The sequence below is a fragment of the Acinetobacter sp. YH12233 genome, from assembly GCF_013417725.1.
Classification (GTDB): Bacteria; Pseudomonadota; Gammaproteobacteria; order Pseudomonadales; family Moraxellaceae; genus Acinetobacter.
Map to the genome: position 1 here is coordinate 32,973 of NZ_VPDK01000013.1, position 23,123 is coordinate 56,095.

At 43.7% G+C, this 23,123-nt stretch carries 18 protein-coding genes, 1 tRNA gene and 2 pseudogenes; 9 read left to right on the forward strand and 12 right to left on the reverse strand.

What is annotated here, in order from left to right:
• Position 1 precedes the first annotated feature (1 nt).
• The 3 genes from rlmD to FTV12_RS07750 all read left to right on the forward strand — a co-directional run bounded on the left by rlmD (position 2) and on the right by FTV12_RS07750 (position 4,493).
• On the forward strand, positions 2 to 1,378 hold the full coding sequence (rlmD, locus tag FTV12_RS07740) for a 23S rRNA (uracil(1939)-C(5))-methyltransferase RlmD (RefSeq protein ID WP_180011716.1): 1,377 nt from the start codon (positions 2 to 4) through the stop codon (positions 1,376 to 1,378).
• Between the two features lie 44 nt (positions 1,379 to 1,422).
• On the forward strand, positions 1,423 to 3,732 hold the full coding sequence (locus FTV12_RS07745; RefSeq protein WP_179992984.1) for a bifunctional (p)ppGpp synthetase/guanosine-3',5'-bis(diphosphate) 3'-pyrophosphohydrolase: 2,310 nt from the start codon (positions 1,423 to 1,425) through the stop codon (positions 3,730 to 3,732).
• A gap of 89 nt (positions 3,733 to 3,821) precedes the next feature.
• The gene (locus FTV12_RS07750) at positions 3,822 to 4,493 is read left to right on the forward strand and encodes a hypothetical protein (protein WP_180011718.1); all 672 of its coding nucleotides are present in this window, start codon (positions 3,822 to 3,824) and stop codon (positions 4,491 to 4,493) included.
• A gap of 34 nt (positions 4,494 to 4,527) precedes the next feature.
• Here FTV12_RS07750 and secF read toward each other — a convergent pair whose 3' ends face one another.
• The 8 genes from secF to queA all read right to left on the reverse strand — a co-directional run bounded on the left by secF (position 4,528) and on the right by queA (position 12,785).
• Positions 4,528 to 5,502, reverse strand: coding sequence for a protein translocase subunit SecF (gene secF, locus FTV12_RS07755; RefSeq protein WP_180011720.1), 975 nt, complete (start codon positions 5,500 to 5,502; stop codon positions 4,528 to 4,530).
• A 7-nt stretch (positions 5,503 to 5,509) separates the two neighbouring features.
• Positions 5,510 to 7,408: a protein translocase subunit SecD gene (gene secD / locus FTV12_RS07760; protein WP_159123076.1), complete on the reverse strand. Its 1,899-nt coding sequence runs from the start codon at positions 7,406 to 7,408 to the stop codon at positions 5,510 to 5,512.
• Positions 7,409 to 7,460: 52 nt separating this feature from the next.
• The gene (gene yajC, locus FTV12_RS07765; protein ID WP_004783613.1) at positions 7,461 to 7,790 is read right to left on the reverse strand and encodes a preprotein translocase subunit YajC; all 330 of its coding nucleotides are present in this window, start codon (positions 7,788 to 7,790) and stop codon (positions 7,461 to 7,463) included.
• A 100-nt stretch (positions 7,791 to 7,890) separates the two neighbouring features.
• Entirely contained in the window at positions 7,891 to 9,021 is a 1,131-nt protein-coding gene (gene tgt / locus FTV12_RS07770) for a tRNA guanosine(34) transglycosylase Tgt (protein WP_180033829.1), read from the reverse strand.
• Positions 9,022 to 9,194: 173 nt separating this feature from the next.
• Complete coding sequence (locus FTV12_RS07775; protein WP_180033830.1) at positions 9,195 to 9,998, reverse strand: DUF4303 domain-containing protein; 804 nt, start codon at positions 9,996 to 9,998, stop codon at positions 9,195 to 9,197.
• A gap of 111 nt (positions 9,999 to 10,109) precedes the next feature.
• Positions 10,110 to 10,679, reverse strand: coding sequence for a LemA family protein (locus tag FTV12_RS07780; RefSeq protein ID WP_104425748.1), 570 nt, complete (start codon positions 10,677 to 10,679; stop codon positions 10,110 to 10,112).
• Between the two features lie 24 nt (positions 10,680 to 10,703).
• The gene (locus FTV12_RS07785; RefSeq protein WP_180033831.1) at positions 10,704 to 11,732 is read right to left on the reverse strand and encodes a hypothetical protein; all 1,029 of its coding nucleotides are present in this window, start codon (positions 11,730 to 11,732) and stop codon (positions 10,704 to 10,706) included.
• A gap of 18 nt (positions 11,733 to 11,750) precedes the next feature.
• Entirely contained in the window at positions 11,751 to 12,785 is a 1,035-nt protein-coding gene (gene queA, locus FTV12_RS07790) for a tRNA preQ1(34) S-adenosylmethionine ribosyltransferase-isomerase QueA (protein ID WP_175966024.1), read from the reverse strand.
• Positions 12,786 to 12,952: 167 nt separating this feature from the next.
• Between queA and FTV12_RS07795 the strand changes: the two genes are divergently transcribed.
• A tRNA-Leu gene (locus tag FTV12_RS07795) sits at positions 12,953 to 13,039 on the forward strand.
• Between the two features lie 278 nt (positions 13,040 to 13,317).
• Here FTV12_RS07795 and FTV12_RS07800 read toward each other — a convergent pair.
• On the reverse strand, positions 13,318 to 14,961 hold the full coding sequence (locus FTV12_RS07800; protein ID WP_180033832.1) for an acyl-CoA synthetase: 1,644 nt from the start codon (positions 14,959 to 14,961) through the stop codon (positions 13,318 to 13,320).
• 240 nt (positions 14,962 to 15,201) lie between these two features.
• Here FTV12_RS07800 and FTV12_RS07805 point away from each other — a divergent pair.
• The 4 genes and pseudogenes from FTV12_RS07805 (at position 15,202) to infC (ending at position 20,370) form a co-directional block, all read left to right on the forward strand.
• Positions 15,202 to 16,484, forward strand: a pseudogene (locus FTV12_RS07805) (D-arabinono-1,4-lactone oxidase).
• Between the two features lie 12 nt (positions 16,485 to 16,496).
• Positions 16,497 to 17,636 (forward strand): annotated as a pseudogene (locus FTV12_RS07810) (alanine racemase).
• A gap of 257 nt (positions 17,637 to 17,893) precedes the next feature.
• Entirely contained in the window at positions 17,894 to 19,816 is a 1,923-nt protein-coding gene (gene thrS, locus FTV12_RS07815; RefSeq protein WP_004783592.1) for a threonine--tRNA ligase, read from the forward strand.
• Positions 19,817 to 19,821: 5 nt separating this feature from the next.
• Positions 19,822 to 20,370, forward strand: a complete 549-nt coding sequence (infC, locus tag FTV12_RS07820) for a translation initiation factor IF-3 (RefSeq protein WP_081402664.1) — start codon at positions 19,822 to 19,824, stop codon at positions 20,368 to 20,370.
• Between the two features lie 61 nt (positions 20,371 to 20,431).
• Here infC and FTV12_RS07825 read toward each other — a convergent pair whose 3' ends face one another.
• From FTV12_RS07825 to FTV12_RS07835, 3 genes are all read right to left on the reverse strand, one after another.
• Positions 20,432 to 20,791 (reverse strand): hypothetical protein, encoded by a 360-nt coding sequence (locus tag FTV12_RS07825; RefSeq protein ID WP_373687226.1) that lies wholly within the window; start codon positions 20,789 to 20,791, stop codon positions 20,432 to 20,434.
• Positions 20,792 to 21,053: 262 nt separating this feature from the next.
• Positions 21,054 to 21,605 carry a hypothetical protein gene (locus tag FTV12_RS07830; RefSeq protein WP_180033833.1) on the reverse strand — a complete coding sequence of 184 codons (552 nt, stop codon included), beginning with the start codon at positions 21,603 to 21,605 and terminating at the stop codon, positions 21,054 to 21,056.
• Positions 21,606 to 21,704: 99 nt separating this feature from the next.
• Entirely contained in the window at positions 21,705 to 22,169 is a 465-nt protein-coding gene (locus tag FTV12_RS07835) for an Hsp20 family protein (RefSeq protein ID WP_180033834.1), read from the reverse strand.
• A gap of 310 nt (positions 22,170 to 22,479) precedes the next feature.
• Between FTV12_RS07835 and FTV12_RS07840 the strand changes: the two genes are divergently transcribed.
• Positions 22,480 to 23,100, forward strand: coding sequence for a glutathione S-transferase N-terminal domain-containing protein (locus FTV12_RS07840; protein WP_180033835.1), 621 nt, complete (start codon positions 22,480 to 22,482; stop codon positions 23,098 to 23,100).
• Positions 23,101 to 23,123 lie beyond the last annotated feature (23 nt).

The following is a 23,123-nucleotide window of genomic DNA, read 5'->3' on the forward strand; positions in this document are numbered from 1 at the left end:
CATGAAACGTCGAGTACAACCACGTCCAGCGCCGCAATCCGAGTATATTTTTCAGGTTGAATCACTCTCACATGAAGGACGTGGCATCGCTCACTATGGTTCACATCCGGATCATCCACTTGAAAAGCATGGCAAGAAAGTCTTTATCCGTTATGCCTTGCCAGGTGAAACCGTACGTGCCCGCATTACCCGTGAAGTCAAAAAACTGGAAGAGGCGGATAGCCTTGAGTTGCTCAGTGAGGCTTCCGAGATCAGGGTCAAACCTGTGTGTCCACATTTTGGCGTATGCGGCGGCTGCAATATGCAGCATATCCATCCAGATGCCCAAATTGAACTTAAGCAGAATGTTCTGAAATCACATTTGCAACATTTTGCCGGGATTCAGCCTGTAGAATGGCTGCCACCGTTACGTTCACAACGTGAAGATTACCGTCGTAAAGCCCGGATTGGGGTGCGTTATCTGCCTCAAAAAGACAAGCTGGTGGTCGGTTTTCGTGAAAACCAGTCCAATAAGCTGACCTCGATTGACCGCTGCATGATTCTAGATCGCGAGTTTGGATCGGTTACACGTCTTAAACAATTGCTCCAAAGTCTCGATGGTCAGGCAGATATTGGTCATATAGAATTGGCTATGGGTGATCATGACATTGCGTTGCTCATTCGTGAAACCGCAGAATTATCGGTAACAGATGTCAACCGATTGCGCCAATTTACGTTAGAGAAAGGTTGGCAGCTTTATTTGCAGCCTGCAGGCCAAGATTATTTGAAGCGGATTGATGAGCCTGAACAGGCAGCACGCTTACACTATGGTCTTGATGACTTTGATGTGGAATTCGGTTTTAATCCATTGGACTTCACTCAGGTCAATTCAACGATCAATCCGCAAATGGTGCGCTTGGCATGTGATTTGCTTCAATTACAGCAGGGCGAACGCGTTCTGGATCTGTTTTGTGGATTAGGAAACTTTTCTTTGCCACTGGCGCGCTGTGTTGGTGCGTCTGGTCAGGTGGTTGCGGTTGAGGGAAGTGAGGAAATGGTGCAACGCGGTGCGGAAAATGCTAACAATAATGGTATTGCACAAGTTTCGTTCTATTCACAAGATTTAACCAAAGATTTTTCGCACCAGTCTTGGGCAAATCAAGGATTTGATGCATTATTAATCGACCCGCCACGTGCTGGAGCAGAAGAAGTCATGCATTATATTCCTCAGTTTGGTGCCAAAAGAATCGTTTATGTGTCATGTAATCCTGCTACGCTTGCAAGAGATGCAGGGCTACTGGTACAACAGGGTTATCAGCTAACCAAAGCCGGTGTGATGGATATGTTTACGCATACCGGACATGTCGAGTCGATTGCCTTGTTCGAAAAAGAAAATTAAATAAACGATCAAAGAGATGATGTATCTAAAAGTAGGAGAAGGGTATGGTCACAGTACGTGAGCAACTGCCTGGGCGGCTCACTGAGTTGTCACAGGAGGCGACTGTAGAACATGCCGAACAAGCACAGCAGGATCTGACTGAATGGTTAGATCGGGTTCGTGGCATATTAGACGGGGCTCCCCTGAAGCAGCTCGAAGAAGTTGCCCGTTTAACCTTAGAAAAAGAGCTACAAAGTACGATTCAGCATCGCTCTAATACCTTCTATACCGGTATTGAAATGGCGGATATTCTCGCGCATCTCTATGTCGATGAAGATACCTTGTCCGCTGCCATGCTTTACCGCGCAGTACGTGAAGGCGTCATGCCACTGGCAGAAGTGCAGGAAAAATTCGGTGAACAGGTCTACAGTCTGGTCAAAGGCACGCTGTCCATGGGTAAGCTGTCTGAGCTGATTGAAAAAAATAAACGCCTGGAAGATCACTTTAATAATAACCAGCGTGAACATCTGTCTGGCATTTACAAGATGCTGATTTCAGTGACAGAAGATGTCCGCGTCGTGTTAATCAAGCTGGCAGAACGTACCTATGCACTGCGCGAACTGGCCAATTCTTCACGTGAACGGCAAGAACGGGTCGCACGAGAAATTCTCACCATTTATTCTCCTCTAGCGCATCGTCTCGGGATTGCCCAGTTGAAATGGGAACTCGAAGATCTGGCCTTCCGCTATCTGGCGCCAGAACGCTATAAAGAAATTGCCTCTTTGCTGAATGAAAAGCGTCTGGAACGTGAACAATATATTCAGTTCGTGATTGATAAATTGCGTGAAGAGCTGGCAGAACACGGCATTGAAGCTGAAATTAACGGCCGGGTGAAGCACATTTATTCGATCTATCGGAAAATGAAAAGCAAAAGCCTGAGCTTCGACCAGCTGTATGACATCCGTGCGCTGCGTGTATTGGTGAAAAGTGTGCCTGAGTGTTATCACACGCTCGGGATCGTACATCAATTGTGGCGACATATTCCGCATCAGTTTGATGACTATATTACCAATCCGAAGGCCAATGGTTATCGCTCTTTACACACAGCTGTGATTGCGGAAAACAAGTCACTTGAAGTGCAGATTCGTACTTATACGATGCATGAAGAGGCTGAACTTGGCGTATGCTCACACTTCAACTATAAGGAAGGTTCGAAAAATACCGATACCTCCTTTAATCATCGTCTGCACTCCCTGCGTGCAGTGATTGAGCATTATCAGGAACGCAATGAAGCCAGTGCACATAAGGATGAAGAAGAGGAAGTTGAAAATTTTGAGCATATTCAAGATTTTGAAGGCTTCGAAAAAATCTATGTGTTCAGCCGTGATGGTGATATTAAAGAGTTACCACGAGGTTCAACCGTACTCGACTTTGCCTATCATGTACATACTGAAGTCGGCAACAAATGCTATGCAGCCCGGGTCAACCAGCGCTATGTACCTTTAACCTATGCCTTGAAAACTGGTGAACAGGTTGAGATTCTGACCAAGAAAGACCGTGAACCAAATCGGGACTGGTTGGTTAATTCACTGGGTTATATCAAGACTGCACGTGCCCGTGACAAGTTACGTCACTGGTTCCGTCAGCAGGATCGCAGTAAGAACCTGGAAGTGGGTCGTGAAATTCTGAATAAAGAATTGGCACGTCTAGCAATTCACCCGAAATCAATCGACTTGGGTGATTATTGCAACCATTTCAATGTGAAAAGTGGTGAAGACATTCTGATTGGTCTGGTGAATGGTGATATCAGCCTGCATGCCCTGATCAATCAGGTGAACCGTCATATGCATCTGGATCAGGATGAGCCTGAACTGGTGCTGAAACCGGCGTTGAATCCGCGTGCCAGCCATACCTTGTCTGCACATGGTATTCTGATTGATGGTCTGGATAACGTCGAACTGCATGTTGCCCAATGCTGTCAGCCGGTACATGGTGAATCGATTGCGGGTTATATCACGTTGAATCGTGGTGTAAGCATCCACAAGGTGGCTTGTCCAGATTATGTACGCATGATCTCGCAGGAACCGGAACGTGCAGTAGAAGCCGACTGGGAGATGCAGCCGACTCGCGGTCAGAGTGTACAGATTGTGGTGGAAGCCTATGACCGTCGTGGCTTGCTGAAAGACCTGACCCAGGTAATTTTCTCGGATCAGATCAATATCCGTCAGGTAAATACCATTTCAGAAGCAGATGGTATTGCCAATATGAAACTGCTGATCGAAGTTAAAGGTCTGGCTCAACTTTCCAAACTATTGGCCCGTCTTGAACAGCAGCCGGGAATTATCAGTGCACGCCGTCTGGTACAAGGTAACTAATTCTTCTTAGGCATGATTAGAAAAGCCCGCAATTCAATTGCGGGCTTTTTTGTTATAAGGTGTGCTTAAGAGGGAGAAGAGCAAATAACATGAGTGCCACGGAAATATTTGAACTGAGACGAAATAATCTAGCCAAAGTGATTGATCAGTTGATTGATAGCCAGCAGTTTAAAAATGGCAAAGAGATTTGCGAGCACTTTGGTCTGTCTGCAGCTTATATTACCCAGCTATTGAACAGTAAGCGCCAGATTGGAGAGAAGGCTGCACGAGAACTTGAACAGCAACTGGGTTTGGAATGTTTAATATTGGATCGTGCTGAAGCACCTGTCATTGAAGTGGCATCTAGTCCTGTAAAAATAACTTTGTTCCAGATGCAGGTTGTTGAGCAGCAAGCCTTTAAAATGAAAACTATAGATTCGGCAGAAAGACTTTTACCATGGCTTAAATTGGAACCTCAGCATTATGCCATTCAGGTGACAGGACAGTATTATTTTCCGAGCCTAAAAGCAGGCTGGTGGTTGGTCTGTGATGAGCAAGCCGTATTACAGTCATCTGGCTTGGTGTGTCTTTATTTAATTAATGGACTGCAGCTCATTGTGGAGCTGATGTCGGAAAACCAGGACAGCTATCAGATCCAAAGTCTGGATGAAAGCCGCAAGGTCAGTTTCCAAAAGTCTGATGTAGCTAAAATCCATCCTGTGATTGCCATAGTGCCTCAGCATTCAATTTTCTTAGACCAGAAAAAATTCAGCCCATCATAAGATGGGCTGAATAGTGAAATCGAAAACGGGCAGCTTATGGAAGCTGATTTTCGTCTTCAAATTCTGGTTTCACCTGAACAATAAAGTCCTGGCGATTCAGACCGCGCCACAGGGCAAAGGCTGTACCGATATAGATCGAAGAATAGGTACCGACAAAGACACCCACAAACATCGCAATCGAGAACCATTTCAGACCAGCACCGCCCATGATCATCATGGCCACTACAACCAGTAATAAAGTCATAGAAGTATGAATGGTACGGCGTAAGGTTTCAGTCAAGGCAATATTGATAATTTCAACAGGTTCGGCACCCCGGATCTTACGGAAGTTCTCACGGATACGGTCAGAGACCACGATGTTATCGTTGAGTGAGAAACCGATGATCGCCAGTAGTGCAGCCAGAACCGTAAGGTCAAATGGCCATTGCATCATGGCAAAAATACCAATCGTCACCACGATATCGTGGAACAATGACAGTACCGCACCCATCGCCAGTTTGAACTCAAAGCGGATAGTGACATAGACCAGCATCAGCAAGAGGGCAAGAGCAACTGCACCCGCAGAACGCACATACAGCTCATTACCGACCTGTCCACCGACTACATCGACCTTAGGTACCTGAGCCGTATTGCCTGGCAGCTGAACTGCTGCAGTAACGGCTTTGGTAAGGTCTTCTGCTTCAATATCTTCCTGAACCGGCATACGTACCATCAGGTCACGTTCCGAGCCCAGCGTCTGCACGACAGCATCATCAAAGCCAGCTTTGCTGAGTGCCTGAGTTACATCATCAGGTTTTACCGGATTGGTATAGTTCAGCTCTGCTGAGACACCACCAGTAAAGTCCAGACCGAGGTTCAAGCCTTTGGTCGCAATAAAGAAGATGCTGGCAACCGTCAGGATGATAGAGAACACTGCCGCAGGCAATGCAATCTTCATAAACGGAATGATACGTTCGTCTTCAGGGCGACCGTACTGTTTCTGATTCAGTTGAGTATTTTCAGTCATCATCGATCTCCTAAATGCTCAACTTTTTCAAGTTACGTTTTTTGCCATAGATGATCTGTACGATCGCACGGGTTACGGTAATCGCCGTAAACATCGAGCAGACAATACCAATCATCAGGGTGACAGCAAAGCCTTTGATTGGACCAGTACCAATTGCGAACAGAATGAACGCGACCAGGAAGGTAGTTAAGTTCGAGTCGAAAATGGTGTTATAGGCCCGATCATAACCGGCCACAATTGCCTGTTTCGGCGAGGCGCCCCATTTCATTTCTTCCCGTATCCGCTCACAGATCAGTACGTTGGCATCGACCGCCATACCGATGGTAATCACGATACCCGCGATACCCGGCAGGGTGAGGGAAGCGCCAATCCACGACATCACTGTCAGAATCATCGCCAGGTTAACGACCAGCGCAAAGTTGGCAATTACACCAAACAGACGGAAGAATACGACCATCCAGATCGCTACTAGAATGAAGCCGATTTGGGTAGAGAGTACGCCTTTATCAATATTTTCCTGACCCAGACTTGGACCAATCACACGTTCTTCAACGAAATACATTGGCGCAGCCAGAGCACCAGCACGTAGCATCAAGGCAAGCTCAGAAGCTTCCTGAGGTGAGTCCAGACCGGTAATACGGAATTGAGAACCCAATACTGCCTGAATGGTAGCAGCGTTAATCACCACAGATTCGGTATATGGTGTACGCACTTCAGTTTGTGCACCTGTTGCCGGGTCTTCTACGTAGCTGATCTTTTGCTTGTTCTCAATGAACAGTACCGCCATACGTTTGCCTACGGCATTACGTGTGGCATCTGCCATCAATTTACCGCCAGCGCTGTCCAAAGTAATATTAACTTCAGCACCACCAGTATCCTGACTAAAGCCAGAAGATGCATTTTGTACACGTTCACCGGTCAAAATACGGTTACGGTTTAGCAATAACTGACGACCACTGTCCAGAGATTCATAAGCAAATGCCTGAGTTCCTGCTGGAGCTGTACCACTTAATTGGCCAGTATAAGGATCGATGTATTGATCATTCAGATCAGACACCAGACGGAATTCCAGGTTCGCCGTACGACCCAAGACACGTTTTGCTTCTGCGGTATCCTGTACACCCGGAAGTTCAACCACAATACGGTTGCTACCTTGGGTTTGTACCAGCGCTTCAGCCACACCTAACTCGTTAATACGGTTACGTAAAGTAGTTAAGTTCTGGTTCACCGCATAAGATTCGATTTCCTGCTTACGCGTATCGGTATAGTTGAGGCGTAAAGTCGAACCGGTTTCAGTCGCCACTGCCTGCTGATTGAATTCATTGCCATTACGGCGCAAGAAATCCATGACAGCAGCACGATCATCATTATTGGCAAACTGCACAACAATGGTGTTATTGCTTAAATTCAGGCTATTGAATTTCAGGTTGTTATCACGCAGCTGACGACGCAGGTCAGTTGCTGAGGTGTCCATGCGCTGTGCAATCGCCTTGTCCATATCCACTTCGAGCAGGAAGTGAACACCACCACGTAAGTCCAGACCCAGTTTCATTGGTTTGGCACCAATTTTCTGTAGCCATTCTGGAGTGGTTGGAGCAAGGTTAAGTGCTACGACGTATTCATCACCTAAACCACGGCGTAAAGCTTCTTTGGCTTTCAGCTGTGCTTCACTTGAATTTACACGTAATAAAGCAGCGTTATTACTAAAGCTATTGTCGTGAGTTGCAATATTTTCAGTTGTTAAAATCTGCTCTGCTTTTTGTACGATGCCTGCGTCAATCTGAGTACCGGCTTTGGCACCCGAAATCTGTACAGCAGGTTCATCTGGATACAAACTTGGCAGGGCATATAAAGTACTGACCACCAGGACAACCAGGATCAGCACATATTTCCATGCTGGGTAACGCATTCGTTTTCTTCTTAAAATGAAAAAGTCGTGCGGGGAGCACGACTAATTTTGATTAAATGTTATTTAAAGTGCCTTCAGGCAGAACTGAGATCACACTCGCGCGTTGAACTTTGACTTCTACACCGCGGCTCAACTCAACGACTGCGAAATCACCTTCAATTTTAGTGATTTTGCCCATTAAGCCGCCTGCAAAAACGACTTCGCTGCCTACGCCAAGACTGTCAACCAGAGCACGGTGCTCTTTGGCACGTTTTGATTGAGGGCGCCAGATCAAGAAATAGAAGATTGCAACAAAAACCGCAATCATCAAAAGGTTAGCCATCAAGCTTGGTTGTTGTGCAGCTTCACCTGCAGCGTGAGCAGTCGAAATAAATAGGCTCATTTCATTTTCCTAAAATAAAAAACTGGTGATCAACTTGATAATAAATTGACATATTCTTGCAATTTACCCTGTCTTTTTCCTCAGCGCAAATGCTGAAAGATTAATCTTGTGGACAAGGTGGAACTTCCAGGCCACGACGAGCGTAAAAGTCCTGAACAAATTCATCAAAAGTTCCGTTATCCAGCGCGTTGCGGATATCTTCGGTAAAACGCTGGTAATAACGCAGGTTATGGATGGTACCGAGCATAGAACCCAGCATTTCTCCACATTTCTCTAAATGGAACAGGTAAGCACGGCTAAAGTTCTGACAGGTATAACAATCGCAATGTAGATCAAGTGGACTTTGATCATGACGATATTGGCTGTTACGGATACGCACCAGACCATCGGTCACGAAATAATGACCGTTACGTGCATTTCGGGTTGGCATGACGCAGTCGAACATGTCTACACCACGGCGGATACCTTCAACGATATCTTCCGGTTTGCCGACACCCATCAGGTAGCGCGGTTTATTTTCCGGCATTTTGTTCGGAAGATAATCCAGCACCTTGATCATTTCTTCTTTCGGTTCACCGACAGACAGACCGCCAATCGCATAACCGTCGAAGTCAATCTCAAGCAGGCCTTTTAAGGATTCATCACGCAGGTCTTCATACATCCCGCCCTGAATAATCCCGAACAGGGCATTTTTATTTTTGAGTTCATCATGATGATGCTTCTTGCAGCGCTCAGCCCAACGTAAAGACAGCTGCAAAGATTTTTGCGCTTCTTCATGGGTCGCTGGATAAGGCGTACATTCATCAAAAATCATCACGATATCGGAGTTCAGCGTATGCTGAATTTCCATCGAAATTTCAGGTGAAAGGAAAACTTTTGAACCATCGATCGGGGAGCGGAAGGTCACGCCTTTTTCTTCAATCTTGCGCATTGCACCCAGACTGAAGACCTGGAAGCCGCCTGAGTCAGTCAGAATCGGTTTATCCCATTTCATGAAACCGTGCAAGCCACCATGCTGCTTGATAACTTCAAGACCGGGGCGCAGGTACAAATGGAAAGTATTACCGAGGATAATCTGCGCTTTAATGCCTTCAACATCACGTGGCAACATGCCTTTGACAGTGCCATAAGTACCAACTGGCATAAAGACGGGCGTTTCTACTACGCCATGTTCAAGCGTTAAACGACCACGACGGGCACGACCCGACTGACCTAATTTTTCAAACTTCATAAGAGTTCCAAATCAAGGCGAAAAAACAGTTCGCTGATTACTAATGCGAATTAAAGGGCGCTATTTTCCTTGATTCTGACCTTAAACGCCAGCATTGTAGAGAATTCACTCTGTAATTTTATTTATCGATGAATAGGGGAAATATCAGGTGAAAGAGGTGAATTTGCAGAAAATTACTGTAAACGCTGCATGATTTCTTCCCGGCTCAAGGCACAGCTACCATCGGGTTCAGCCGCCATGGCAGCAATATGCTGGATCAGTTTTTGGATATAGATATTGCTGTCGATAAAATAAGATTCCAGCGTCAGTAAATAGGCATTCTGCGCTACTTGCAAATAGTCATAAGGCTCTATCGTGAGCATTTGTTCCAGGTCGATCAAGATGTCTTTGTCACTTTGCGAGAGTTTCAAACGCTTATTGACTGTCGATTGAGACAGGGTCTGTCTGGAAGCTAAAAAGTCCTGCAATAAGCGACTGTCAGAATTGAGTTCAAGTGCAGATTGGCATTCACATTCGGGTTGGGCCGGAACGCTGAGGAAAAAAATAATCGAATCTAGATCCAGACCATAAGCTTCAGATAATTTGCGTTTGGCTTGTTTAAAGGTTTCTAGCAATAAATCCAAGTAAGTAGCAGGAAGCTGTTTTTGCTGGGTTAAGACAGGATGGCCAAAACTATGCTGGGTTTTAAAATACTCTGCCAGTAAAGTTTTAAAAGGCATGAGTTCAGATTGTGAAGAGCTGTGGCTTTTATAGCGCCATTTTTGTAGATTCCAGCGATCGCGTTCGGCCAGATATTGCTGTGGATCTTCAGGGTCCTGAAAAAAGCTACGTTCTGTGGAAATCGCCAGATCATCCAGCAGCAAAAATTCATCAAAGACCAGATTACAGGCATAGATGTGGTCATCCTGATAACGGTCATACAGCTGATAAAATTCCTTGATCAGCGTCTGTTGCAAGTGTTCTAAATAATCCAGCATGATTTTTTATTCTTTTTATTGGGTTTTTATAAGTGTATTGATTTATCTCTCGCTATTTCATCATAAGCCAATGGATTGCAAATCAAAAACTATAAAATGTAATGATTTTTCTCAGTGAAAGTTCGGACGATAGTCAAAATTCTGACTCACGGTCTGGTCACGGAAAGGGCGTACTGCTTTCTTTTTGAGAAACATGTTATTGATAATATTATGCGGGAAAATCTGGATCTGGTTATTGAAGAGTTCGACATTGCGGTTGTAGATGGTAATTGCAGCACCGACATTTTCATTCTGTTCTTCAATTTCATTCATCATTTTCAGGTAAATTTCATTTGCTTTCAGTTCAGGGTAGTTTTCAATCACCACATTCAGGCTGCGCATCAGTTCTTTATTTAGGTTTTCAACCCGTTGTAACTGGGCGATATCGGCATCCTGAATATTCAGGTTCATAATGTTCTGGCGCAGTTCAGTAACTTTCTCTAAAGTCCCTTTTTCAAAACTGGAATATTGCTCAACCAGAGGTTGCAGACCATCCAGGATTTTTAGTTTTTGCCGCTCATAGCTGGCGACATCGGACCATGCACGAATAGTGGAGTTATGATGACGCACAATGCTGTTACGAATCATGATAATGGCAATAATGACCAGAAGCGGGATAATGACAAAAACAAAAAATCCCATAAAAGCAGTCCCCAGAAAAAATAATTATTTTAAAAATTGTGTCAGATCAGTATGTAACTTTTCCAACTCTATTAATTTAAACGTTCTGAGATGGCCACGCAATGTGGAAATATCGCTAATTTTATCGTGTTTACTGGATACCTGAAATAAATCATGTGGTCCCAGATAGCAGAGCATATGGCTTTCTGGATGAAACAGTAAATCGCCCTGACGCTGCTCAAAAAAGTCCGCCAGTCGAAGTACAAAACCAGGTGTGAGCAGTTTCGCCATTTGCATCGGATCGCTGCCAAAGAAATTTAATTTCTGGTTGGTGCGAATGTCGCTGCTGTGCCAAGGATAAGCATAAGGATAATGAAATTTTTTTCTGGAGGTAGTCACGGCTAGCCCCTGAATCTGAACATCAAAAACAAATACCCCCCAAAGGTCTTTATGTACCTGGGTCAGTTTGACCGGTTGACCTTCCTTATTGCGTACCTGAACTTCATGCACATAATGATATTGAAAGACCAGAACCTGATGTTGTTGACCATCTTCATCTTCCCAGACAGTGCTGGCATAGCGTGAAATTTCATTACTCAGAGAGCCTTGATTAAATACCGGGAACAGACGTTTTAAATGGCTAATAAAATGTACGGGATTGAGCGGAATCGAGATATGTTGTGGCTGCTTCTGAAAAGCCAGCTGGTATTTTTTGGCGAGCGCCTCATCTTCCAGATAGCGGATAACTTCATCCAGTGGCTTTCGATGTTCATAGCTGATATAAGCCCAGAACAATAGTAGACAGCCGAAGAAGACACCGCTTTGCATCCAGATATTGGCAGGTGCTACAAAAATGCAGCCAATCAGAAAGAGTCCGATTCCAGCCAGAGCAAGCGGTAAATTATTTTCAAATTTTAAGCTAATTGGACCGTTCCATGGATGCAAGCCATCCAATAATTCCTGATGGCTTTTGGCCTGACGACCCAGATCCCAGAGCCGGGCGATGTTGCGAAACACTACTGCATTTTTCTTGCGTCGAATATGAATGGAGTGCTGCACAGACTCGATCGGCATCGGGAGGGTTCCTGCTGATTATTGCGCTTGATCAATTAGCATGGCATCGCCATAACTGAAGAAGCGGTATTTGCTTTCAACCGCATGTTTGTAAGCATTCAGGATGTTTTCGCGATTAGATAGAGCTGAAACCAGCATGAGTAGGGTAGATTCCGGTAAGTGGAAGTTGGTGATTAGACGATCCACCACTTTGAATTCATAACCCGGATAGATGAAGATTTGAGTATCACCTGTCCAGCCTTTCAGTTCACCACCATTGGCCTGAGCCGCACTTTCGGTCGCACGGGTTGCGGTCGTCCCCACAGCAATCACTTTATTGCCGCGCGCTTTGGTGGCTTTGATCAGCTCCATGGATTCATCCGACACCTGACACCATTCGCTGTGCATGATGTGATTTTCGATATCATTGGTACGAACCGGCAGGAATGTACCTGCACCGACATGTAAGGTCACAAAGGTTTTCTGAATGCCTTTTTCTTCCAGTTTTTTCAGCAACTCTTCATCGAAATGTAGCGAAGCGGTAGGAGCAGCAACACTGGCCAGTTTAGTTGGATCATTAAAGACAGTCTGATATCGAACCGTATCAATTTCTTCTGCTTCACGATTGAAATAGGGGGGAATTGGCAGTGCGCCGTATTTGTCTAGAACATCTAAAATCGGCTGAGAAAATTCGACAATAAACAGATTTTCATGACGGCCTTGAACGGTGACTTTGACTTCATCTGGACCGATAAATAATTCTGCACCGGCTTTAGGTGTGTTGCTGGCCTTGATATGACAATGCGCAATGAACTGATCCATCATACGCTCAACCAGTACTTCAACTGCACCACCAGAGGCACGTTTACCTTTCAGGCGCGCTTTCATCACTTTGGTATCGTTCAGAACCAGCAAATCGCCTTCATTCAATAAATCCAAAATATCGGTGAACTGGTGATCGTGATATTGGCCTTGTGCATCAAGGTGTAACAGGAGAGAAGCACTACGTTGTTCAAGAGGATAGCGAGCAATCAGCTCATCAGGGAGATCGAAACTAAAATCAGAAAGTTGCATGACAATTTACGATAAAAAAACTGCGGCTAGTATAAACTTTTTTCTTTTTTATGGCGGGAATTGCTCGATTATAAAACAAAAAAATAAGAATTGTTTTAAAATTAGGCAAATGTGTTTTTTCTGCGTTGACAAGTTTTTGAAACAGAGTAATATAGCCGTCATCCACTCCCGAGGTGGTGAAATTGGTAGACGCGGCGGACTCAAAATCCGCTGTCAGAGATGACGTGTCGGTTCGAGTCCGACCCTCGGGACCAAGATTCTGAAAAACCCCAAGCATATTAAGTCTTGGGGTTTTTTATTGCCTAAAAATAAGCATGTGGATGCAAACTTCTTTGATTGATCGCATTCTTTATCTTTAATTTGGTAAGGCATCCCTCAGAATAAGTACCTTAATCAGCACTTTAAATTCAGTTATTTAAATAAATAAATTGTCTTTATTCTGAATAAAAAAAGCCCCATTCACCAAATTTTTCTTTCTCAATATTAAAAAAGAAATTTGAGGAGTAGGGCTGGATGCTAGGGTCTTAATAAATTAAGAGAATTCACCTTGAGAGCGTTCTTTAGCCCAGTCACGCAGGATAAATTTCTGTAATTTCCCGGTTGAGGTTTTTGGAATCTCGGTAATCACTACATCTTTAGGTACTTTAAAACGCGCCAGATGTTGCTTGCAGAATTCGATAATCTCTTCTGCTGTAGCAGTTTGTCCTGCTTTCAGTTCGACAAAGGCACATGGTACTTCCTGCCAGCGTGGATCTGGTTTTGCCACCACGGCTGCCGTAAGAATAGCAGGATGCTGATAGAGCACTTCTTCCACTTCCAGCGATGAAATATTCTCACCGCCTGAAATAATCACGTCTTTAGAGCGGTCGGTAATTTTTGCATAACCATCAGGTTGACATACTGCTAGATCGCCAGTATGGAACCAGCCACCGGCAAAGGCTTCAGCAGTTGCTTCCGGATTCTTTAAATAACCTTTCATGACGATGTTGCCACGGAACATGATTTCACCCATGGTCTGACCATCATGTGGCACTTCCTGCATAGTGTCAGGATCAAGCACTTTCATGCCGTCTTGCAGTGGATATGGTACACCTTGACGAGAATGCAGTTGTGCCTGTTCCTGAATCGACAGGTCTGACCAGCCTGCCTGAGACGCACAGAGCGCAGAAGGGCCGTAGGTCTCAGTTAGACCATAGACGTGAGTCACATTGATACCGATATTGCGCATGCCCTCAATGATTGCAGCAGGAGGCGCAGCACCGGCTACCATCACTTCGACACGATGATCAAACTTGGTCTTTTTCTCTTCAGGAGTATTGATCAGCATAGACAGTACAATTGGTGCACCGCAGAAATAATCCACTTTATGTTCAGCAATGAGTTTAAAGATCAGTTCCGGATCAACCTTGCGTAAGCAGACGTTCGTACCACCATTGGCTGCCATGGTCCAGGCAAAACACCAGCCATTACAGTGGAACAGCGGTAAGGTCCATAAGTAAGTGGCACGCGGCATCATGCCACAGGCAATGATATTACTGGCTGCATTAATATAGGCGCCACGATGATGGTAAACCACGCCTTTCGGATTGCCTGTGGTTCCAGAAGTGTAGTTCAGGCTAATCGCATTCCACTCATCATCCGGTAAATGCCATTCAAAATTGGCATCGCCTTGAGCCAACCAGTATTCATATTCAATTTGGCCGATACGGGTATCTTCCCCCTCGAATTCTTCATCAGCCACATCAATCACATAAATGTCTTGCTGTGGAATCAATGCCAAAGCTTCTGTTGCAACTGCAGAAAATTCTGGATCGACCAGCAGTACTTTAGTCTCAGCATGTTCCAGCATGAACGCCAAAGTTTTGGCATCCAGACGGGTATTTAAAGTATTCAGGACCGCACCCGCCATTGGCACAGCAAAGTGTGCTTCAATCATTGCAGGTACGTTTGGCAATAAAACTGAAACGGTATCATTTTTACCGATGCCTAAATTTTGGAGTTGGTGGGCAAACTGACAGCAACGATTGTATTTTTCACGCCAAGTAATACGACGCTTACCATGAATGATCGCGTTTTGATTCGGGTAGATATAAGCCGCGCGATCGAGATAGCGTAAAGGTGACAGCGCTACAAAATTGGCAGGGGTGCGCGGTAATTCATCGTATGCCTTAACCATTGTAAAACTCCGTTCTATATTTATTTTTCATATCCTGTTAAAAAAGATATGCAATTCTTGGAAGTCTTGCAGTTATGCTTTAGTCGAGTGCGAATGCATAATTTTAAAAAATTAAATAATTGAATATTAATAAAATTATTTTTAAGCACTGATTTTTTGAACCTATGGGTTCCCATATTTGCCTTTTTAGGTATTTTACTCTAAATGAGTGTTAAAAATAGCCTCAGCCAAGGAATAATAATGAAAATACAACAGGCGGATGCAACATGGCGCAACTGGTCAGGAAGCCAGTACAGTTCTCCTCAAATTTTTGAGCCTAAAGAAATTAATGAATTACAAAATCTAGTGAAGTCACATGCGCAGATTCGTGTGGTTGGTGCAGGACATTCATTCAGTGCGCTAGCCAAAACTGATGAGGTATTGATTCGTCTGGATTATTTCAAAGGCGTGATATATGCAGATGAAGCGACAGCTCAATGTACTGTACAGGCAGGTACACGTTTATATGAGCTGGGTGAGTATCTAGCTCCTCTTAATCAGGGTTTGATCAACCAAGGTGATATCGATCAGCAAAGTCTGGCGGGTGCAATCTCGACCGGTACACATGGCACGGGAATTGATTTACCGTGTCTATCTGCTTTCGTTCAAGGCTTTGAGTTACTGACTGCAGATGGCGAATTATTGCAATGTAATAAGCAGCAAAATACGGAAAATTTTCAGGCGGGGCGGGTGGCACTGGGCAGTCTCGGAATACTCACTAAAATTAACCTGCAAAATCGGCCGCGTTATAAATTAAAAGAACAGATCTGGTTATGTTCGTTAAAAGACATATTTTCCAATATCGATCAATGGAAACAACAACACCGACATATTGAGTTTTGGGCTTTCCTGCATGCTGATCAGGTCATGCTGAAAACACTAGATGAAACGGATGAAATTCTCCAGTCGAGAAAAGAAAGCTGGCCATCAGAAGACAGTTTACTGATGTTATGTTCTGAATTGACACGGTTATTGCCGTCTACCAATCCTTATCTGCAAAAGCTGCTCGGTGTTTTTGTCAAACCGACCTGTTTTGTGGATTGGTCCAGTCAGATTTTCCCTACACCGCGCAATACCCGATTTAATGAAATGGAATACCAGATTCCGGTTGAACTAGGCTTGCAGTGTCTGGAAGAAGTGTTGCATTGTTTAAAGCAGCATCGTGTGCCGATGTTCTTTCCGATCGAGTTTCGTTATGTCAAAGCGGATGACATCTGGCTCAGTCCATTTTATCAGCGGGATTCAGTTTTAATTTCTATCCATCAGTTTTATAAGCAGGATTATCACGTCATTTTTAATCTAGTGGAACCGATTTTTCAGAAATATCAGGGGCGACCACATTGGGGAAAATTGCATAGCATGCATGCCGCATCACTGCGCGACTTATATCCAAGATGGGGTGAGTTTATGGGGCTACGTCAGCAGCTGGATCCGCAAAAAAATGGCTGAATCCCTACTTAAAACAACTGTTTCTGGTTAAGTAAGAGCAGTAGAAGATGCGACCAACTTATTTTCAGCAACTGACTCAAGACCTAAAACAGCAGGGTACGGGTACACCATAACTGATTCTGGATTTGGCTCAGTATCAACATAATCTGGATGTTGTGCAGGCAAAATTACCTCCGCAGTTAAAGCCTCGTCTGGTGGTGAAATCTCTAGCCAGTACCAAGTTGCTTCAATTCGCTAGTGAAAAGCTGAATACCCAATGTTTTATGGTAGTTCATCTGCCACATCTTCGGGAAATTATCGGAGCATTTCAGCAAGCGGACATTCTGCTCGGTAAACCAATGCCGATTCATGCAGCGCAGCGCTTTTATCAAAGCCTGTTTAGTCAAAAGGGCTTAAATCCTCAAGTAAATATTCAATGGCTGATCGATAGTCAAGCACGCTTGGAGCAGTATCTGCAACTCGCCCAAAACCTGAATCTCTGCTTGAATATAAATATTGAAATTGATGTGGGCCTACATCGCGGAGGAGTAAGCAGTCAGGAGCAGTTCGTAACCATGCTTAATTTAATTCGGCAGCATCTACTGTATCTAAAGTTTTCCGGATTAATGGGCTATGATGCGCATGTAGCCAAACTGCCAAAAATTCTCAAAAGACCTGAAAAAAGTTATCAGCAATCACACCAGATTTATCAACAATTCAAGCTGACGCTGCAACAGCAATTTCCTGATTTATGGCATGAAAATCTATGTTTTAATGGTGGCGGCAGTCCGACCTTTATGCAGCATTGCCAGCAGAGTGTCTGTAATGATCTAGCTTTTGGTTCCATGCTACTTAAACCCAGTGATTTTGATCTGGCCAATCTCTCTGCTTTAAAATGTGCTTTGTGGATCGCCACTCCGATTTTAAAAGTGCTGCCTTATAGTCAGATTCCTGGTCTGGAAGTATTTAATCATCTACCGCATCATTATAAAGCGCTATTCGTTTATGGTGGTTACTGGCAGGCGGACTATTATTTTCCAGAAAAAAGCCAGCCGCATGTTTTATATGGACGTAGTAGCAATCAGGAAATGGTTCTGGTACCGAAATCTTGTGAACTGAAAGTCGATGATTACGTGTTTTTAAGGCCGACCCAAAGTGAAGCCATCATTCCTCAGTTTTCTCAATTGTATGTCTATGCTGAAGGGTAATTTGAAGCGTGGCAAACCTTGAGAGAATAAATAATTCTTGAGCGAATAATCATCTTAACTCATTGCAGCTCAAAAGAACTTTTTGGTGATAAATCCTATTTTTATTAGGGAAAAGGTTTAATCATTGGCCCAAGCCGTGTAAAATTCTAGGTGATTTTTTATTTATCCACCGTTTTTATCTTTTGAGGTTCTCCCTCGATCATAATCTCGCGGTGACATGCTCCATGGTACGGGGCATCACTCCTTAAGGATTTCATATGCCAATTATCACTTTGCCAAATGGCGATCAAAAACAGTTTGATCACGCCGTATCTGTGATGGAAGTTGCTCAAAGCATCGGTCCTGGTCTAGCAAAAAATACTGTTGCAGGTCGTGTAAACGATCGTCTAGTGGACGCGTGCGATCTGATTACTGAAGACGCAACTTTACAAATCATCACGCCTAAAGATGAAGAAGGTGTCGAAATTATTCGTCACTCTTGCGCACACTTGGTGGGTCATGCCGTTAAGCAATTGTTCCCAGAAGCAAAGATGGTCATTGGTCCAGTCATTGAAGAAGGTTTCTACTATGATATCTGGATGCCACGTCCATTTACTTTAGATGACATGGCTGCGATTGAAGAGCGTATGAAAAAGCTCATTGATCAAGACTATGATGTCGTGAAAAAAATGACCCCACGTGATGAAGTGATTGCAGAATTCACAGCCCGTGGTGAAGAATACAAATTGCGCCTGATCGCAGACATGCCTGAAGAAACTCAAATGGGCCTGTACTACCATCAGGACTATCTGGATATGTGCCGTGGTCCGCACGTACCAAATACCAAATTCTTAAAATCATTCAAGCTGACTAAAATCTCCGGTGCTTATTGGCGCGGTGATGCGAAAAACGAACAGCTGCAACGGATCTATGGTACAGCTTGGGCTGACAAGAAACAGCTCGCAGCTTATATCAAACGTATTGAAGAAGCTGAAAAACGCGATCACCGTAAAATTGGTAAAGCCTTAGACTTGTTCCATATGCAGGAAGAAGCACCAGGTATGGTGTTCTGGCATCCGAACGGCTGGACCATTTATCAAGTGCTTGAACAATACATGCGTAAAGTTCAGCAAGAAAATGGTTACCTTGAAATCCGTACACCACAAGTAGTTGATTTCACGCTTTGGGAAAAATCAGGTCACGCAGCGAACTATGCTGAAAACATGTTTACGACTCATTCAGAGAACCGTAACTATGCCGTGAAACCGATGAACTGTCCTTGTCATGTGCAAGTGTTCAACCAGGGCTTAAAATCATATCGTGATCTTCCAATCCGTTTAGCGGAGTTTGGTTCATGTCACCGTAACGAGCCGTCAGGTTCTTTACACGGCATTATGCGTGTACGTGGCTTTACCCAAGATGATGCGCATATTTTCTGTACCAAAGAACAAATCGGTACTGAAGTTGCAGACTTTATCAAATTGACACTAGACGTATACAAAGATTTTGGCTTCGAAGAAGTACAAATGAAGTTGTCGACACGTCCTGAAAAACGTGTGGGTGATGATGCACTTTGGGATATGGCAGAAAAATCTTTGGCAGATGCTTTAGATGCTGCTGGCCTGGATTGGGATTTACAACCAGGTGAAGGTGCATTCTACGGTCCGAAGATCGAATTCTCATTGAAAGACTGCTTAGGCCGAATCTGGCAGTGCGGTACCATTCAATGTGACTTCAACCTTCCAGAACGTCTGGATGCCTCTTATGTCACTGAAGATAACGATCGTGATCAGCCTGTAATGTTGCATCGTGCAATTCTTGGCAGTTTCGAACGTTTTATTGGTATACTGATTGAGCACTACGCGGGCTTTATGCCACCTTGGTTATCACCAGTGCAAGCGTGTGTAATGAATATTACTGATGCTCAAGCCGAGGCTTGTGAGTCAGTCGTCGCGAAACTTAAAGAAAACGGAATTCGTGCAATTTCTGACTTGAGAAATGAGAAAATCGGCTTTAAGATTCGTGAACGTACTTTAGAGCGTATTCCTTACTTATTGGTACTTGGGGACCGTGAGGTAGAGGAAGGTACGGTGAATGTCCGTACCCGCTCAGGAAAAAATTTGGGTACTATGTCAATCGACGCTTTCGTTGACTTAGTAAAAGCAGCCGTAGCCGAACGCGGCCGGTACATTGTGGAGTAACAGCGATTAAACAGCCTGACCGTAATCAACAGGGCGGAAAATCAAACCGTCCTGCCTTGAATGATGAAATTCGTGCAAAAGAAGTCCGTCTTGTAGACGAAAATGGTGAGCAAAAAGGTATTGTTAACCTTGCAGAAGCATTGCGCGCAGCTGAAGCTGCCGATCTTGATCTTGTTGAGATCGTAGCCAATGCTGAGCCACCTGTCTGCAAAATCATGGACTTCAACAAGCATTTGTTTGATCTGAAACAAAAGCAGAAAGAAGCGAAGAAAAAACAGCATCAAGTCCAGGTGAAAGAAATCAAGCTACGTCCTGCGACAGATGTAGGTGATTACAACGTAAAACTACGTGCAATCATCAAATTCCTTGAAGAAGGAAACAAGGTAAAAATTACTTTGCGTTTCCGTGGTCGTGAAATGGCTCACCAGCAACTGGGTCTGGCTCAACTGCAAAAAGTTGAAGCAGACGTAGTTGAATATGGTGTAGTTGAACAAGCACCAAAAATGGAAGGTCGTCAAATGGGTATGCTGCTTGGTCCTAAAAAGAAAAAGTAAGCATCTCTTGATGAAAAAAGCCCTGTATTTGCAGGGCTTTTTTATGAGGTAACTTAATCTTTTATTGAGCAGGGTAGGATTTTCCTGCTTCTACAATCGGAATATTGGCCTCAGTGGGTACATAAATTATTTGTTGAATACGACCTTCTCGTAGGGCTTCACCAAATGCACCAATAAATTCCTGCTTGCGATATTCAGGATAATCTTTAGCTGCCTGCCCAACGAGTTTAATGGCTTCTGCACGCAGTTTGGCACTTTCCAGTTCCGCTTTTGCAACTTGCACTTGAATCATTTTGGATTGTTCTGCTTCAGCCAATGCTGCCTGACCATCCATGCCTTGTTTCCAAACTTTATAATGTGGCCAGCCAAACAATAGCAGTAAAATAACAATCAATAAAAAGAACAGCAAGCTCAATAGCATGAAAGGACTCAGGGCGTTGCGACGGACATAATTCATAGTGCACCTACGGCAGATTTTCTTATCTATGGTATTTATTGAATGTTTTATTCTGTTTCAGAAAAAGCATAGCCGAAATTTTATGTAAATCAAATATATGTAGTGATAGGGGAAAGTCCTAACCAGAACACCATTTTTTTAATAACTGCTTTTATCCTTTGAAATCTGATGAGATAAATTTCTTTCAGCTTAACCCATATAATTAAAAGTGTTTTTGAATCAGCCTTTATGATCTTAAATTCCAAGCACTGTACATGGCTTGAATAATTTCCTTAGCTTGCTGACGAGAAAACATCGATAAATGAATCCGGAATAATCTTAAACAGAGCCGGTCGCGCCAACTGGACTGACAAAGAATAAAATCGAGCGTGCCATCTCGCTGATTAATTTGATGAGCGGGAAGTCTGGTTAGCCAGCGTTTGGTACGGGCTTTAAGTGAATCATATTGAGGATTGATAAAGCTGTAATGGACGGCTTCACGATATAAACACAGGCTGATCCGGTATCCTGCCAAAGTGTAATAAATTGTTCGCGAGGTGATTTTTAGTTTAATGCTATATAGCAAGAGCGATAACATCAGGAAACCCAGCATATAGCCATAAAAGCTTGGAGACTCCTGCCATAAAAATACCAATCCTCGAACAAAACTGGAAGGAGGAACTGGAGTATGAAGGTACAAGGTCATCAAAATCCCAATGGGATAGCAAAGTAGGAGAAGTCCCATATGTTTCATCGTCTGGGCACTTTGATGAAACAGAATAATGTCTGATGTGTTCATATTATTATTTTTATGATGGATGAAAATTGTATACTTTCAAGCTTAAGGATTCTGTCCTAAAAAAGAAAGACCCGTTTGGGCCTTTCTTTTGATTGATGATCAGCTTTGCTGCTCTTTAGATTCATTTTTTTCAGCTAACAGCTTTTTGCCAATCGGAATCTGACGAGGCAATTTTTCTTCCGGCACATTGCGCTGCAATTCGATTTTCAATAAACCATTTTCAAATTCAGCTTGTTGTACCTCTACATGTTCATCCAGACGTAAAGACAGCTTGAATGAACGGTGGGCGATGCCTTTATGTAGGAATTCCACAGTCGTATCTGAATTTTCTTCCACCGCTTTACCGCTAATGGTCAGAACCTGATTTTCCAGATTGATCTCTAGCTGGTCTTCATTGAATCCGGCAGCAGAAACCACAATGCGGTAATTGTTGTCACCGGTTTTTTCAATGTTGTAATGCGGATAATTCGGTGCCTCACTTTGCATTGCATAATCAAAAAGGTCATTAAAGCGGTCAAAACCGATACTACGACGGAATAGTGGGCTAAGACTGAAATTGCTCATTGATCTTACCTCCTGATCTCAGAAAAGTTTTATAAACAACATGCATTTCTTCAATATGAACTCAGTGATTAGAAACAATTTTCTGAATAGATCATTGCTCTATTTCTAATATAGGATTGAGGCGAAGCTTTTCAAGACTCAAAATTTAAAAAAATTTGAACCCATCTTGAGCTAAAAATAATACTTTGAATTTAGCGATTTTACTGCTGAATCTATAACAAAATATGCGGAAGTAGAGCTTTAAATCATGCTATAACTAGATCAAATTTCAATAATGTCATGTAAAAACGAAAAGGTAACAGGTAATAACATGATTGATCTCTATTATTGGGGAACGCCCAATGGCCATAAAATTACCATCGCATTAGAAGAAATGAGCTTGGAATATAAAATTTTCCCAATCAATATTCTGGAAAATGACCAGTTTCAACCTGATTTTTTACGTATCTCTCCGAACAATAAAATTCCTGCGATCGTGGATCAGGATGGCCCGCGTGGCGAACCGATTTCAGTCTTTGAATCTGGCGCGATTCTGCAATATTTGGGTCGTAAAACCGGCCTGTTTTATCCGGATGATGAGCAGCAACGTGTTGAAGTTGAGCAATGGCTAATGTGGCAAATGGGTGGCTTGGGTCCGATGCTGGGGCAAAATCATCACTTCAGCCGTTTTGCTCCTGAGCGTATCCCGTATGCCACTGATCGTTATGTCAATGAAACCAAGCGTCTATACGGGGTTCTGAACAAACAGCTGATTGGTCAAAAATATGTAGCCGGTGAGTATTCAATTGCGGATATGGCTATTTTGCCATGGGTGTTACGTCATGAATGGCAGCAGATTGATCTGGCAGATTATCCGGAAGTACAGGAATATGTGACACGCCTGACTGCGCGTCCAGCGGTTCAAAGAGCGTTAGCAATACAGGTCAGATAAGTCTGGCCTTTGTGCTAAACTAG